Annotated in this window: 14 protein-coding genes; 6 read left to right on the top strand and 8 right to left on the bottom strand. The window is 54.1% G+C overall.

Annotated elements, in window-relative coordinates; all coding sequences use genetic code 11:
• Window positions 1–10 precede the first annotated feature (10 nt).
• From QBD29_RS17080 to QBD29_RS17060, 5 genes are all read left to right on the top strand, one after another.
• Entirely contained in the window at window positions 11–856 is an 846-nt protein-coding gene (locus QBD29_RS17080; RefSeq protein ID WP_280099286.1) for a metal ABC transporter substrate-binding protein, read from the top strand.
• A complete protein-coding gene (locus QBD29_RS17075) occupies window positions 853–1,716 on the top strand; it encodes a manganese/iron ABC transporter ATP-binding protein (protein WP_280099285.1) in 864 nt (287 codons plus the stop codon). The genes QBD29_RS17080 and QBD29_RS17075 overlap by 4 nt, the downstream gene beginning before the upstream one ends.
• Window positions 1,713–2,567: a metal ABC transporter permease gene (locus tag QBD29_RS17070; RefSeq protein ID WP_280099284.1), complete on the top strand. Its 855-nt coding sequence runs from the start codon at window positions 1,713–1,715 to the stop codon at window positions 2,565–2,567. The genes QBD29_RS17075 and QBD29_RS17070 overlap by 4 nt, the downstream gene beginning before the upstream one ends.
• The gene (locus QBD29_RS17065) at window positions 2,564–3,391 is read left to right on the top strand and encodes a metal ABC transporter permease (RefSeq protein ID WP_280099283.1); all 828 of its coding nucleotides are present in this window, start codon (window positions 2,564–2,566) and stop codon (window positions 3,389–3,391) included. Before QBD29_RS17070 ends, QBD29_RS17065 begins: the two co-directional genes overlap by 4 nt.
• 99 nt (window positions 3,392–3,490) lie before the next feature.
• The gene (locus QBD29_RS17060) at window positions 3,491–4,537 is read left to right on the top strand and encodes an ABC transporter substrate-binding protein (RefSeq protein ID WP_280099282.1); all 1,047 of its coding nucleotides are present in this window, start codon (window positions 3,491–3,493) and stop codon (window positions 4,535–4,537) included.
• Between the two features lie 169 nt (window positions 4,538–4,706).
• Here QBD29_RS17060 and QBD29_RS17055 read toward each other — a convergent pair whose 3' ends face one another.
• The 6 genes from QBD29_RS17055 to QBD29_RS17030 form a co-directional block, all read right to left on the bottom strand.
• On the bottom strand, window positions 4,707–5,630 hold the full coding sequence (locus QBD29_RS17055) for a Hint domain-containing protein (protein ID WP_280099281.1): 924 nt from the start codon (window positions 5,628–5,630) through the stop codon (window positions 4,707–4,709).
• A 395-nt stretch (window positions 5,631–6,025) separates the two neighbouring features.
• The gene (locus tag QBD29_RS17050; RefSeq protein WP_280099280.1) at window positions 6,026–7,108 is read right to left on the bottom strand and encodes an ABC transporter ATP-binding protein; all 1,083 of its coding nucleotides are present in this window, start codon (window positions 7,106–7,108) and stop codon (window positions 6,026–6,028) included.
• Window positions 7,105–7,914 carry an ABC transporter permease gene (locus QBD29_RS17045; RefSeq protein WP_280099279.1) on the bottom strand — a complete coding sequence of 270 codons (810 nt, stop codon included), beginning with the start codon at window positions 7,912–7,914 and terminating at the stop codon, window positions 7,105–7,107. Before QBD29_RS17045 ends, QBD29_RS17050 begins: the two co-directional genes overlap by 4 nt.
• Complete coding sequence (locus QBD29_RS17040) at window positions 7,911–8,837, bottom strand: ABC transporter permease (RefSeq protein ID WP_280099278.1); 927 nt, start codon at window positions 8,835–8,837, stop codon at window positions 7,911–7,913. The genes QBD29_RS17045 and QBD29_RS17040 overlap by 4 nt, the downstream gene beginning before the upstream one ends.
• Entirely contained in the window at window positions 8,834–10,030 is a 1,197-nt protein-coding gene (locus tag QBD29_RS17035) for an aromatic ring-hydroxylating dioxygenase subunit alpha (protein WP_280099277.1), read from the bottom strand. The genes QBD29_RS17040 and QBD29_RS17035 overlap by 4 nt, the downstream gene beginning before the upstream one ends.
• A 54-nt stretch (window positions 10,031–10,084) precedes the next feature.
• Window positions 10,085–11,485, bottom strand: coding sequence for an aminotransferase (locus QBD29_RS17030; protein WP_280099276.1), 1,401 nt, complete (start codon window positions 11,483–11,485; stop codon window positions 10,085–10,087).
• A gap of 185 nt (window positions 11,486–11,670) precedes the next feature.
• On the opposite strand from QBD29_RS17030, the gene QBD29_RS17025 reads away from it, so the two are divergent.
• A complete protein-coding gene (locus QBD29_RS17025; protein WP_280099275.1) occupies window positions 11,671–12,045 on the top strand; it encodes a hypothetical protein in 375 nt (124 codons plus the stop codon).
• Between the two features lie 17 nt (window positions 12,046–12,062).
• Here the strand turns inward: QBD29_RS17025 and QBD29_RS17020 are convergent, their stop codons facing one another.
• On the bottom strand, window positions 12,063–12,845 hold the full coding sequence (locus QBD29_RS17020) for a carnitinyl-CoA dehydratase (protein ID WP_280099274.1): 783 nt from the start codon (window positions 12,843–12,845) through the stop codon (window positions 12,063–12,065).
• On the bottom strand, window positions 12,842–14,869 hold the full coding sequence (locus tag QBD29_RS17015; protein WP_280099273.1) for an acetate--CoA ligase family protein: 2,028 nt from the start codon (window positions 14,867–14,869) through the stop codon (window positions 12,842–12,844). The genes QBD29_RS17020 and QBD29_RS17015 overlap by 4 nt, the downstream gene beginning before the upstream one ends.
• Window positions 14,870–14,904 lie beyond the last annotated feature (35 nt).

Raw genomic sequence — 14,904 nt, 5'->3', positions numbered from 1 at the left:
AGTGGCGTTGATGGCAATCACCGCCCCTGTGCAGGCAGAGAAGTTTAAGGCGGTCACAACGTTTACTGTGATTGCTGACATGGCGAGCAACGTTGCTGGGAACGTGGCGGTGGTGGAAAGCATCACAAAGGCGGGTGCGGAAATTCATGGATATCAGCCAACGCCACGCGATATTATTCGGGCGCAAGATGCGGATTTGATCCTGTGGAATGGGCTGAATCTGGAGCTGTGGTTTGAACAGTTCTTTCGCAATCTGAAAGATGTGCCAAGTGCGACATTGACCGATGGTATCGAGCCGATGAGCATTTCTGAGGGCGAATATCTTGGCAAACCGAACCCCCATGCGTGGATGGGTCTGACCAATGCGCTGATCTATGTGGATAATATCCGTGATGCGTTTGTGATGCACGACCCTGACAATGCGGATGCGTATCAGGCGAATGCAGAGGCGTATAAACAGCAGATAACGGATGCGATCGCGCCGTTGAAAGCCGCTGTTTTGGCAGTGCCAGAAGACCGCCGTTGGCTGGTGACTTGTGAGGGCGCGTTTAGCTATCTGATCCGTGATTTTGAGATGAAAGAACTGTATCTGTGGCCGATGAATGCGGATCAACAAGGCACGCCACAACAGGTGCGCAAGGTGATTGATGGGGTGCGGAACAACAACATCCCCGCTGTGTTTTGTGAAAGCACAGTGTCCCAATCCCCTGCAAAACAAGTGGCGCGCGAAACGGGTGCAGCATACGGCGGGGTGTTGTATGTGGACAGTCTGACCGAAGCAGATGGCCCTGTGCCGACCTACATTGATTTGCTGCGGGTCACGTCGGAAACCATTGCAGCAGGGCTTACCAAGTGAGCGGTGGTGCTGGCATCACAGCACAGGATGTGACCGTAACCTATCGCAACGGGCACACTGCGCTGCGCGATGCGAGTTTTGAGATTCCGACAGGTACAATCACCGCGTTGGTTGGGGTGAATGGCGCAGGGAAATCGACGCTGTTTAAGGCGATCATGGGATTTGTTCCCGCCGCCAAAGGCAAGATTTCGGTACTGGGTATGCCCGTGAAACAAGCGTTGGCGCAAAATATTGTGGCCTATGTCCCCCAATCAGAAGAGGTAGATTGGACCTTCCCCGTTCTGGTCGAGGACGTGGTGATGATGGGGCGCTATGGCCATATGGGCTTTCTGCGGCGACCATCACAGGCTGATCGTGATGCGGTGACAAGCTCGCTGTTACGGGTCAACATGCTGGAGTTTCGCGACCGTCAGATTGGCGAATTATCAGGGGGCCAGCGTAAGCGCGTGTTCCTTGCACGGGCGTTGGCGCAAGAGGGGCGAGTGATCCTGCTGGATGAGCCGTTTACGGGCGTGGATGTGCAGACCGAAGACGCGATTGTCGCCCTGCTGCGTGAAATGCGGGACGAAGGCCGCGTTATGCTGGTATCGACCCATAACCTTGGTTCTGTTCCCGAATTTTGTGATCGCACAGTATTGGTGAAAGAAACGGTTCTGGCCTATGGCCCGACGGAAGACACCTTTACCCACGAAAATCTGGAGATCGCCTTTGGCGGTGTTCTGCGGCATTTCGTGTTGGGTGGGTCCGATTTGCATGACGACGATGATGGCCGCCAAGTGCGCGTGATCACCGATGATGAACGTCCGTTTGTTGTTTATGGCCATGAGACCGACAAGACGAAAAAGGCAGACGCGGAATGATGGAAACGCTGTTCCTGCCGTTCACCTATTCTTACATGTTCGATGCCATGTGGGTGAGCGCGCTGGTTGGCGGGGTGTGTGCCTTTTTGTCTGCTTATCTGATGCTAAAGGGCTGGTCGTTGATCGGTGATGCGCTGAGCCATTCGATTGTGCCTGGTGTTGCAGGGGCCTATATGATCGGCTTGCCCTTTGCGCTTGGTGCGTTTGTGGCGGGAGGATTGGCGGCGGGTGCGATGCTGTTTTTGAACCAGCGATCTGGGCTGAAAGAAGACACGATTATCGGGCTGATCTTTACATCCTTTTTCGGGTTGGGCCTGTTCATGGTGTCGCTGTCGCCCACGTCTGTGAGCGTTCAGACCATTACGCTTGGCAATATTTTGGCGATCACACCATCAGATAAATGGCAGCTGGCCATCATTGGTTTTGTGACGTTGGCGGTGTTGTTGGTGAAGTGGAAAGACCTGATGGTCACGTTTTTCGATGAAAACCACGCACGGTCCATTGGATTGAAACCTGATCTGCTGCGGGTGGTGTTTTTCACACTGTTGTCTGCGTCCTGCGTTGCGGCGTTGCAAACCGTTGGGGCGTTTTTGGTGATTGCGATGGTGGTGACGCCCGGTGCAACAGCGTATCTGCTGACGGATCGGTTTCCACGCTTGTTGATCGTCAGTGTTGCGATTGGCTCCATCACCAGTTTTGTCGGCGCTTACCTGAGCTTTTTCTTGGATGGAGCTACGGGTGGTTTGATTGTGTGTTTGCAAACGCTGATCTTTTTGGTCGCGTTTTTCTGTGCCCCAAAACACGGGTATTTGGCATCAAGACGCCGTGCGGCAGAGGCGTTGAACGGATGATTGAAACTTTGCTGCAACCGTTTCAATTTGCTTTCATGAACAACGCGTTTTTGATGATGGCGATTGTGGCTGTGCCCACCAGTTTGCTGTCCTGTTACCTTGTCTTGAAGGGCTGGTCCCTGATGGGGGATGCGATCAGCCATGCGGTTTTACCAGGTGTGGTGGTGGCGTATCTGATCAACATTCCGCTGATTATCGGGGCGTTTTGTGCGGGGATGATCTGTGCGTTGTTAACAGGATTCCTGTCTGAAAACAGTCGCGTGAAACAGGATACGGTGATGGGGATCGTGTTTTCGGGCATGTTTGGGCTTGGGATTGTTCTGTATACCAAGGTCACAACGGACGTGCATTTGGATCATATTCTGTTTGGCAACATGCTGGGCGTCGGGCCAGATCAACTGTGGACAGCGGGTTTGATTGCGGCGTTTGTGGCGGTGGTGATGATTGCGAAACGGGCGGATTTTATGCTGCATTCGTTTGATCCTGTGCAAGCACAGGCTGTTGGCCTGTGGGTTGGATGGTTGCATTATGGGATGCTGGCGATGATTTCCCTGACCATTGTGGCAACCCTGTCGGCTGTGGGGATTATCCTGTCCATTGGCCTGTTGATTGCACCCGGTGCCATTGCGTATTTGCTGACCAAGCGGTTTGACATGATGCTGGTTATTGCCGTGTGCGTGACGCTGGTGTCTGGTTTTTTGGGTGTCTATGTCAGCTTTTACATCGATAGCGCCCCTGCGCCGACGATCATTTTGATCCTGACCGCGATTTTCATCGTGGCGTTTGTGCGGGCGAACCAAACGGCGCGGCTGGCAAAGAATTAAGCGAATCCCTAGACGTGTGGAAAATCTTCGACTAGCTTCTTTGAAGGCCACTCGCGTGGGTGTGGCGGGAAAAGACTTACGCAATATCAGGGAGATATCATGAAAATTAACAAACTATTAACGACGACTGTTCTGTCCGGTTTCATCGTTGCCACATCTGCATTTGCTGCGGATGAAGAGCTGATCGTGTTCGATTGGTCCGGCTATGAGGACGAAGGATTTTTCCAGAAGTACATCGAAAAGCACGGTGCAGCCCCGACGTTTGCCTTCTTTGGGGAAGAAGAAGAAGCGTTCCAAAAACTGCGCTCTGGCTTTAAAGCCGACATTTCACATCCGTGTAGCCAATCTGTTTCCAAGTGGCATGAAGCTGGGCTTCTGGATCCGCTCGACACGAGCCGCATTACCCGTTGGAACGAAGTGAACGAAACCATGAAGGAAGCGTTCAAAATTGATGGGGAGTATTACATGCTTCCTGCTGATTGGGGCTCCACCGCGTTAACCTATCGCACTGATTTGGTGGACGTGGCAGAGATGAATACGCTCGAAGTGTTTAAAGACCCTAAATACGCAGGCCGTATTTCCCTGCCAGACAATGTGGATGACGTCTACGCGCTGGCGTATTTGGCGACGGGCCTGTCTGATTGGTCCAAGGCCACAGAGGAAGATTTCCAAAAGGCCAACGCGTGGCTGCGCGAGGCGCATCAGTTCGTGCGCGCCTATTGGGCGGATGGCGCGGAACTGGGTCAGTTGATGACATCAGGCGAAGTTGTTGTGGCCTGGGCATGGAACGAAACACCTGTGACCTTGCAAGCAGAAGAAGTGCCAGTTGCCGCCAATCGGTCAACAAAAGAAGGGTCTTCCACATGGTTCTGTGGCTATGTTGATTTGAAAGACGGGCCAAATGGCGATGACAAGGTTTACGACTTTTTCAACGCTTGGATGGACCCGTCATCATCCGCGTATATCGTGAGCGAATGGGGCTATGGCCACGGCAACCAAGCGCAGATGGACGTGCTGGGCGCAGAGGCGCTCGATGGTGCTGGTCTGGGTGCGGTGGACGTTCCTGTACTGGCGCAAAAGCCGATGGATCAACAGCTTCGTGAGAAGATGATCGCTGAGTTTGAGAAGATCAAAGCAGGCTTCTAAAGACCGCTGAAATTGAGTGAAAAGGGCGTCCGATGGGCGCCCTTTTTGTTTGGGGGAAAGGTTAATTTTGGGTGTTAAGGTTGGTTAATCTTTGATCGGATGGGAAAAAAGCAAATTAGCCAACTTTGTACCCGAAAGTGTGTTGAGAACGATCGGGTGTTAAGATTCGTTAATGAAACGAAATCGCAAACAGCGCGGCAGCTTCGTGCTTTTTCAGGAAGGGGCGTGCTGGATAACGTGCACAGTCCAATGAGCCGTCAGCAACAAGCTCTGGGAAGAGTGCAGCAATTTCGAGGTAGGATTCGCGATTGGATTTGGCAACTTCTCCGCCAAGGAAGAAACTTTCAGAATAAGCGCCTTCGGACACCACAATTTCATGCTGGTCGAACATCAGGTGATAGTAAGTGATCGTTTCGCAGGGTTCTGTGTAAATGCGATCATTAAATCCAACCAGATGTTTTGCAGCACAGAGCATTTCAGATTCTGCGAACATCAATTCGCATTTCCAACCAGAAATAAGCATGCGATGTTGCGGAGAGACACGCAGCTTGCCACTGTTGCCCACTGCGCCGGGCGCAAATGTAACAGGCGCAAATTTACCTGTGCCCGCCACGACCGATTTTCCGATCCATTTCAGCGGTTGATACCCGTTGTCTTTGGTTTGGATAAGATCCCCAACGGTTAAATTCTGCACAGACTTAGGCCCATGCGCTGTTTCGATGAGCGTTTCTTCGGCGAAACACGCTGGCGCAAAATCATCAAGCATAAGCTGTGTAGACGTTGTTACAAAACCAACATTCGTCACAGTGCCATCAGATAGAATACTGCCATCGGTTGGGGTGAAGTACCGACCGCCATCCGCAGTATAGAGCGTTGCACCTGTAATCGTAACGCCGCCAATTGTAACGGTGTCACCATTGAACACCTGAGTAACAAGACTGCCATTCACAGTATCGCCATTGGCAGTGTCGATAATCCCGTCATCGTTCACATCATCAATTGTAATTGGAACAACCGTTACCGCCGCTGGAAGCGTTGGGGGGTTTCCTGGATCAAAATTTCCATCAAAGGTTTGGTCTACGACTATTGCCATTAGATTCTCCCACTACCACTTAAAGTTCAAACATTTCGCTGGTCACAAAGAGAGAAGCCCCATAAGGAGCAATCGATTGCGAGCAGATTGATGTGTAAACCCGCTACCCATAGTTGATTTACAGATTTCAGCTTCTTGATAAACGTGTTTGAGTCAAACGAAATTGGACACCGCAAGGTGGAGTTGTGGTGATCTTCGAAACTTGTGGAAAAGGCGAATTGTGTAGATGTTAAATAAAATTGTTGTTTAACAGATGATTAAGATAGCGATTGCTTTGGGGAGGCGAATAGCAGTGAAACCTATTGTTTCCATAGAGGAAACAGATGAATGGATGGCTTCGAAGAATTTACCTTAAGGTTGTGTGGTTCAGGCGCAGAGTGATTCGGGAGTGAGGCTCACAGCAACAACACACTCTCATTGCCCCAGCCAACGCGCGTCTTCGCGCCGCGTTCCAGAACCGCCCGTCCTGCCGTATTCCGCATGGAAATCTCCACGGGTTTTTCTACGCCGTCGATTTTCACTTCGTAATACGTCATGTCGCCCACGTAATAGGCGTCTGCCACTGTCGCTGGGACTTCGTTTTCGGCGGCTTTTTGATCGTCGTAGAGCAGGGTGAGCATTTCGGGGCGGATGCCTGCTTTGGTGTCTGATCCGACGCCTGCGGGGGCTTGGTCGAGCGGGACTGTAGCCGCGCCGAGGCCTGCGATGTCGACTTGGTAGCCTGCGGGGGACTCGGATTTGATCGACACGTCGAGGAAGTTCATTACGCCGATGAAGTCGGCCACTTGGCGGTTGATGGGGCGGCGGTAGAGTTCTTGGGGGCTGGCCAGTTGTGCGATGCGGCCGTCGAACATGACGGCGATGCGATCGGACATGGTGAGGGCTTCTTCTTGGTCGTGGGTGACGAGGATGAAGGTGATGCCAACGGCCCGTTGCAAGTGGCGCAGTTCGGATTGCATTTGTTCGCGCATCTTTTTGTCGAGCGCGGAAAGGGGTTCATCGAGCAGGAGGACTTTGGGTTTCAGGACCAGTGCGCGGGCGAGGGCAACGCGTTGGCGTTGGCCGCCAGACAAGGCATGGGAGGCGCGGTCGCCGAACCCTTCGAGGCCGACCATTTTAAGGGCCTCTGCCACCATTGGGCCGATTTCGGATTTCGGTGTGTTGCGCGCCTTGAGGCCATAAGCAACATTTTCAGCCACGGTCATGTGCGGAAAGATGGCGTAGGATTGGAACACCATGTTGGTGGGGCGTTTGTTGGCAGGGACGCCGTCCATCGACTGGCCGTCGATCATCATGGTGCCCTTTGAGATTTCTTCGAACCCCGCGATGGTGCGCAGAAGTGTGGTTTTGCCACAGCCAGAGGGGCCGAGCAGCGAGAAAAACTCGCCCGTTTGGATGTCAGCGTTCACATCATACAGCGCCTGAAAGTCGCCATAGAATTTGTCGATGCCTGAAAGGTGGATGATGGGTTGGGTCAAATGAAGCCTCCGGACGTGTCAGCGCCAGTTTTCTGGGCACTGCGGCGGCGGAAGTAATCCGCGATGATGAGAAGGATGATGGAGAGGACCAAGAGGATGGTCCCAAGGGCCATCAAGCTCGGGAGTTTTTGTGGGAAACGCAGCTGGCCCCAGATGTAGACAGGCAGCGTTGGTTCCGTGCCTGCAAGGAAGAAGGCGATGATGAACTCGTCGAGCGAGATGGTGAAGGAAATGAGGAGCGAGGACACGATGCCCGGCATTACGAGGGGCAGTGTGACGAGCCAGAAGGTTTTGAGCCGCGTTTGGCCAAGATCGAAAGAAGCTTCTTCGAGCGAGTTGTCGAGCGCGAGAAAGGCAGAGTTGAGGATCGCCACACAGAACGGGATGCAGATGAGTGTGTGGCCAAGGATGATGGTCCAAAGGGCAAGTTCAAACCCAAGTTGCAGGATCACGACGAGGAGCGAAACACCGACGATGATTTCGGGCAGCACCATGGGGATCATGATAAAGCCCATGATCGGTTTCTTGCCTTTGAATTTGTATCGTGCCGATGCGCGGGCGGCGAGTGTGCCAAAGAAGGTGGCGAGCACTGCGGACGTGACCGCGATCATCAGGCTGTTTTTGGCGGAGGTGTGCAGGGCTTCGGTTTGCCAAAGGACAGTGAACCATTCGGTGGTGAACCCCTTCAGTGGGAAGGACACGATGGAGGAGTCGTTGAAGGCGAAGATCGGCAAGAGCAGTGCTGGGGCGTAGAGGAACACCATAAACACGACGATATAAGTTTTGAGCCATGTTGAAGATTTCATCGGCCATTCCCCGTTAGATATTTACGGTTCATCCACACAAAGATTAGCGAGATCAACGTGACAAGGAACATGGCTGAGAGCGCAAGGGCCGCGCCCAAGGGGGCGTTGTTGGCCTTTTTAAATTGCAGTTCGATCATGTTGGATATCATCAGGCCATTGGGCCCGCCGACCAATCTGGGCGTTACATAATCCCCGATGGTTGGGATGAACACGATCACGGTGGCGGCCACGACGCCTGGCATGGCGAGTGGAAGGGTGATGCGGATGAAGCGGCGGAAGGGGCCATCGCCGAGGTCTTCGGCGGCCTCTAGCAAGGAGCGGTCGATTTTTTCGAGCGCGACAAAGATGGTGAGGATCGCGAAGGGAACCCATGCGTGGGCGAGGGTGATGATGACGGCGTTTTGCGAATAGGCGATTTCGCGGATCGGGCTTTCGATGATGCCAAGGCCCATAAGCGAGCCGTTGACCACGCCATTGTAGCCGAGGATCACTTTCCACAGGAAAATCCGCATTAGGTAGCTGGTCCAGAACGGGATAGTGATCATGAAAATCCAGAACGGTTTGCGTTTTGGGTCTACGTAGAAGCTAACGTAATAGGCGACGGGGAAGGCCAGTAAGATCGTAAAGAACGTGACGAGCATCGACAATTTGAGCGAGCGGGCCATCAAAACCGTGTAAATCTGCGAGCCCCAAGCTTTCATTTCCGTCCACGTCCAGCCCCATTTCTCGGTTCCCCATGCTTCGCGGTAATTGTTGAGTGTGGGGGTTTTGTCGAGTGTGAGGTAATCTTGGGTCCAGAAGGACAGCGCGACCACAAGCGCAATGGGGGCGGCGAGCAAAAGGAGCGCGTAGATGAAGGTGGGGCTGACAAGGGCGAGGCCTTGTGCGTTTTCAGATTGTCGCCATTTTGAAAATCTGCTCATGGGTTGGCTTTCAAATCAGCGTTGCGCTTGGCCAGTGTGCCTTCGGCGGGTTCTTTCACATCATTTAACACCGGCATATGGACGCGCAGGTGATCGTGATAGGTTTTGAGTCCGTATTCCAGATCGGACAAAACGATGCCGTCATAGGCAGAGGATTTTGTTGCCTCGCAGGACCAGATGGTCAGCATCTGGTCTTCTTTTACGGTGTCGTTGTCGATGCGCCCTGACAGGTAGCGGGCGGCCCGCATTTCACGGCTGTCATCGGCATGGCCGACAATGCCGCCGCGTTGTTTTGTTTTGGTGGGGGACACGGGGATTTCTTGGTAAAAGAACACGCCGTCTGGGTACATGCCGATCACGGTGTTGGGGAACATCGCGAAATAGACCCACGCGTTTTGATGACTGTCTGGCAGGCCATCGACCTTTGGCAAGAATTTGCGGTAGTTGCGTACGGACCACAATTTAGAGGGGCCTTCGTTGAAGGGGCCGTAGGAGCGGGATGTGCCGTTGATGTAGGGTTCGTCGTAGTAGTCTTTGCCGTAAAGGTCGTGCAGGCCTGGGTGGGCTTGGCGGACGTGGTAGCCCTCATTATCCACATCGCGCACGGATTTCCAGTTTACGTCTGCTTCTTCAAATATGTCTGTGGGTTCGCGGCAGATCATTTCGGCGGTGCGGTAGGGGGCGATTTCGGCGTCGAAACGGCCCATGACCTCGGCCACGGAGGGTTGTGGACCGGGTTGGAAACGGACAAAGACGAAGCCTTGCCAGATTTCCATTTCCAGCGGTTTTAGGCCCCATTTGTCGGGGTCCATTGGTGGAAACGTGTCTTTGGAGGCGATGCCACGCAGGGTGCCATCAAGGTTATAGGCCCAACCGTGGTAGGGGCAGATCAGCGCCTTGTTACACGTGCCGCGATCATCGCCCACAACGCGGGAGCCGCGGTGGCGGCAAAGGTTGTGAAAGGCACGGATTTCATCGTCGTGACCACGGATTACAAGGGCGCGTTCATCGGCAATGTCGAGCGTGACGTATTGGCCTGCGCTCGCGACTTCGGAAATATGGCAGACCAGCTGCCAATGGGTGCGAAAGATTACATCCCGTTCAAGGTCGAACAGCTCTTGCGAAAAATAGGACCAGCCCGGCAAGCCAGAGCGATCCCAGTCTGCTGGAATTTCCGATTTATCGTCGAGCATTGTGTCCTCCCGTTGGGTATGGAACGGTGAATCGGCGTCTGAGGCAAGGAGAAATTAAAGGTGGCCTTCGGCTTTCAATTCGCCCGTGACTTGTTCGATGGCAGCGCGCAGTGTTTTTACAAGGAAATCCACGTCTTCGCGGGTGAGCGTGAGGGGCGGCGACATGACATTGAGGTGCCCGATGGGGCGCACCAACAGGCCCATTGCCTCGGCCGCGTTGGAAATGCGTTTGCCGATGTTCAGCTCGTCTGGAAGCAGTTCCTTGGTGGTTTTGTCTTTGACGTTTTCAACGCACATCATTAGCTTTTTGCCGCGTACGTTGCCAACGATTTCTAAGTCGTTCAGGGTGTGAAGCTGCTCTTCAAAATAGGTGCCAACCTCTGCCGCGTTTTGCAGAAGGTTTTCCCGTTCCATGATTTCGATGTTTTTGAGCGCGGCGGCACAGCATACTGGGTGGCCTGAATAGGTGAAGCCGCTGGCGAACCAACGGTGTTCGTCGCCTTTGGAAATGACGTCATGGATGCGGTCGGAGTAGATCATTGCACCCATAGGCAGGTAGCCAGAGGACAGGCCCTTGGCGGAGGTGATGATGTCGGGGATGATGCCGAATTCTGCCTCGATTGCGAAGAAATGGCCAAGGCGACCGAAGGCGGTGACGACCTCGTCTGCCACAAACAGGATGTCGTGCTTTTGGCACACGTCGTACATGCGTTTGAGGTAGCCTTTTGGAGGGACAAGGACGCCGCCAGAGGCTTGGATCGGTTCGGCGAAAAATGCGCCGACCTTATCCGCGCCGATCTCTGCGATTTTCGATTCAAATTCCGCGATCAGTTGGTCGGTGAACTCAGCTTCAGAAACGCCGTCTTCTGCGCGGTAGTAATGGGGTGCGGAAATGTGGTGGATGCCGTCGCGCAGGTATTGGAATTCTTCGACTTTGTCAGAGGCTTTGTTGCCGATGGACATGGTGACAAACGTGGAGCCGTGATAGGCCTGATCCCGCGCGATGACGTGGGTTTTTTCGGGACGCCCAAGGCAGTGGTTGTAGAACCCGACTAGACGATAAGCGGTATCAACAGCCGTAGAGCCCCCCGTTGTGAATTGCATGTGATTGAGGTCGCCGGGAGTCAGGCTTGCGATTTTTTGAGCAAGCAGGGCGGTTGGACCGTTGGTCATATCCACAAAGGTAGAGGAATAGGCCAGTTCGCGCACCTGATCGGCGATGGCATCTGCCATTTCTTCGCGTCCAAGGCCGATGTTGGTACACCACATGCCGCCCACCGCATCGAGATAGGTTTTGCCGTTGGCATCCGTCAAATGGCAGCCCTTGCCCGATGCTACAACCATCGCGCCTTCTTTTTCATGGCTTTCGAAATGAGTCCACGGATGCAGATTGTGGCGTTGATCAAGCGCACGCAGGTGTGCCTCTGCATCGTTCAGGCGGTCTTTGGTCAGCATGATGGGATCCCTTTTGTTGTCCAAAGTAGACAAGAGCGGGGCCAAGTTTTCAAGGGCATCTGTGCTGAATTTTTCGCATGGCGCGTTGATTTGACTCAAATCATCGGCACTTCGATGACCCGTCCTAACCTTCCGTTAGGGATAAATGTGCAGGCTAGCAGCGGGACTAAACGAGTGAGGAAACTATGACTGATGTAATGGAACGTTCAACGCTGCGCGATGCGAAACCCGCATTTGGGGCGGTGGCGCTGAACCCTGCGAACCGATTTACGAAAGATGTGTCGAAGAAAGCAGCCACTTGGATGACAGAGGATGATGGAGACACGTTTGTGTCGCGCAGTTGTTCAGGGGAAAGCATCATCCATGATTTTGATCCAGATTTGGATGTGGTAGACCTGACGCATTTTGGCCTGAGCCACACCGCGCTTGCCGATCTGTTTGTGGATACGGGATGGGCCACAAAAATTGACCTGTGCCGCGCAGGCGGGCAACCCGAAGATTGCCTGATCCTCAGCGCGATTGATCCAGCGGAGTTGGATGAAAGCAACTTTATTTTATAGCGGGTTTAAAGTGGGGGCTATCGCCCCTTCCAAACGGGGTCACGGCCTTCGGCAAAGGCTTTGGCCCCTTCCAGCTGATCCTCGGATGCGTAAAGCGTATCAACAGATGCCAATTGGCGTTGGGTGATGCGGTTCATGGCGTCTTGGAATTTGCTGTCTTCGGCATCACGCACGATTTCTTTGATTGCCGCATAAACAAGAGGGGGACCGCTTTCCAAAAGGCGGGCCATTTCCCACGCTTTGTTCATCAATTCTGCGGCTGGGTGGATTTGGTTTACAAACCCCCAACGGTGCGCTTCTTCTACATCGAGCCAGCGCCCTGTGAGCAGCATTTCCATGGCAATATGATAAGGAATGCGTTTGGGCATTTTGATGCTCGCCGCATCGGCCACAGTGCCAGAACGGATTTCTGGTAGGGCAAAAGACGCGTGATCGGCGGCCAAGATAATGTCCGCTGACAGGGCAAGTTCCAAGCCGCCACCACAACAAATGCCATTAACGGCTGCGATGACGGGTTTGTTCATGCCACGCAATTCTTGCAAACCGCCAAAGCCGCCAACGCCGTAATCTCCATCCACTTCGTCCCCATCGGCCGCCGCCTTTAGATCCCAGCCAGGGCAAAAGAACTTTTCGCCGCCGCCTGTAATAATGGCCACGCGCAAGTCTGGATTATCGCGGAAATCTGCAAATACATCCCCCATGATTTTGCTGGTTTCCAGATCAATGGCGTTTGCTTTGGGACGGTCGAGCGTGACCTGCAAAATGCCGCCTTCACGGTGGGTCTTGATGGGATTTGTCATGGGTCTCTCCGTATTAACGCATCGGCTGCAATAGCATCGGTTGGCGTGCAGATCAGCGGGTTCACTTCAACTTCTTCTAAGCCTTGCGCATTGGCAAGCACGTAGTTCTGGATCGCCTCAACCGCATCCAAAATAGACGGCATATGGGCGGCGGTTGCGCCGCGAAATCCAGACAGGAGTTTGGCGGATTTGAGCGTGCTAAGCGCGGTTTCAATATCACTGCGGCTGGCGGGAATAAGCAGGGACGCGCTGTCAGACAGCAACTCGGTAAACGTGCCCCCCGCGCCGAGCGTGAGAACGAATCCATGTGCGGGGTCTTTGACCACACCGATGAGCAGCTCTGCGACACCGCCCACGAGCATTTCTTCGATCAAGAAACCGTCCGTTGGCATGGCTTTTGCGGCGTGGGAGACATCGTTGGGCGTTTGCAGGTTGAGCGCCACCGCGCCTGCTTCGGATTTGTGGGCGATGCCTTCGCCTTTGACAACCACAGGAAAGCCGATGGCATTGGCGATTTCTGCGGCTTGTGTGGGAGAGGATGCGCGTTTGGCATTTGGAATGCGCAAACCATATGCGGCGAGTGCGTGTTTCGCCGCGCCTTCGGACAGGGTTTCAGCAGTTTCAGATGCGGGCGTTGGCAATAAAACACGGGCCGAGTTGGGCTGTGTGAAACTGGCAGCGGCTTCTACCGCTTCAATGGATTCCCTCAGGCCGAGCAACGGGATCACGCCCACATCCACGAGCCGTTTCGCGATGGTTTCAGACAGGTTTTCAGGCAGGGTTGTGACCATGGCAACATTTGCACCCGTTTGCGCTTTGGCGCGGCCTGCGGCCTCTATCGCGCAATCCCAATCTGTGTCAGAGCAGCGATCCGCACGGGGGAAATCCACGACCAACACCGTGAGAGCGAGATGGGGTTCCATCATGGCCGCCCATGCGGCGGTCATCGCATCCGCATCGCGCCAGATATAGGTGTGATAGTCGAGTGGATTGGCCAATGCGACCATGGGGCCAAGGGCCGCGCGCAGATTGATTTGCTGCGTTTGCGTGAGGGGGGGGAAGTTGACGGCATGGCCGACGGCGGTGTCAGCGGCAAGGCTGGCTTCGCCCCCAGAACAGCTAATTGAGGCGATGTTTGCACTGGGCAACGGGCCCGTGAAATGCAGTAGTTTCAGGGTTTCCATAAACGTTGGCAGACTGGTCACACGGGCGATGTTGAGCCGCTTGAGCAAGGCCGCTGCACCTGCATCCCCACCCGCAACGGATGCGGTATGTGAAATGGTGGCCGCCTGTGCCTGTTCGGATTTCCCGACCTTGAGCGCAACGATGGGTTTGCCCAAACGGTGTGCTTCTGCAGCGAGGGTTTCATAGGAGTGCAGATCATTGAAGCCTTCGATGTGCAAACCAAGAGCAGTGATGCGCGGGTCTTGCAGCAGTTCAAAACCGATATCTGCCATGCCTGTTTGCGCTTGGTTCCCCGCGCAGGCGATGACGGCGATGGGCAAAGCACGCGCCTGCATGGTGATGTTAATGGCCATGTTCGAGGATTGGGTGATGATGGCAACGCCGCTGTCCACGGGCATGCCGCCGTGCTGGTCTGGCCACAGGATGGCGCGGTCAAGGTAATTGATCAGGCCATAACAGTTAGGGCCAAGGATCGGCATGTCGCCTGCGGCGGCAACCAGCTGTGCCTGTAGATCGGTTCCTGTGTCGTCTTCCTGCTCAGCCTCGGAAAAGCCAGATGCAAAACAGATCGCACCCCCTGCGCCCATGGCGGATAATTCGCGCACGACATCAAGCGTGATGTGACGGTTTACGCCAATGAAACAGGCATCTGGTGGATTGGGAAGATCGGCGAGAGTGGCATAACTGGGGATGCCTGCGAGTGGTTTTTGTTTTGGGTGAACGGGATAGATTTCACCGCTGAAACCCATTTTCTTCGCTTGCTGTGCAACAGATGCGCACCATGCACCGCCACCGATAATGGCGATAGAATTGGGATTAATAAGACGGTTTAGGGTCATCGTATTCTAGCCTTCGGCGAGGATATTTTTGGCCA

It is taken from the genome of Amylibacter sp. IMCC11727 (genome assembly GCF_029854195.1).
GTDB lineage: Bacteria > Pseudomonadota > Alphaproteobacteria > Rhodobacterales > Rhodobacteraceae > Amylibacter.
Note: the sequence above shows the minus strand (reverse complement) of the source record. Positions and strands in the feature narration are given on the sequence as shown.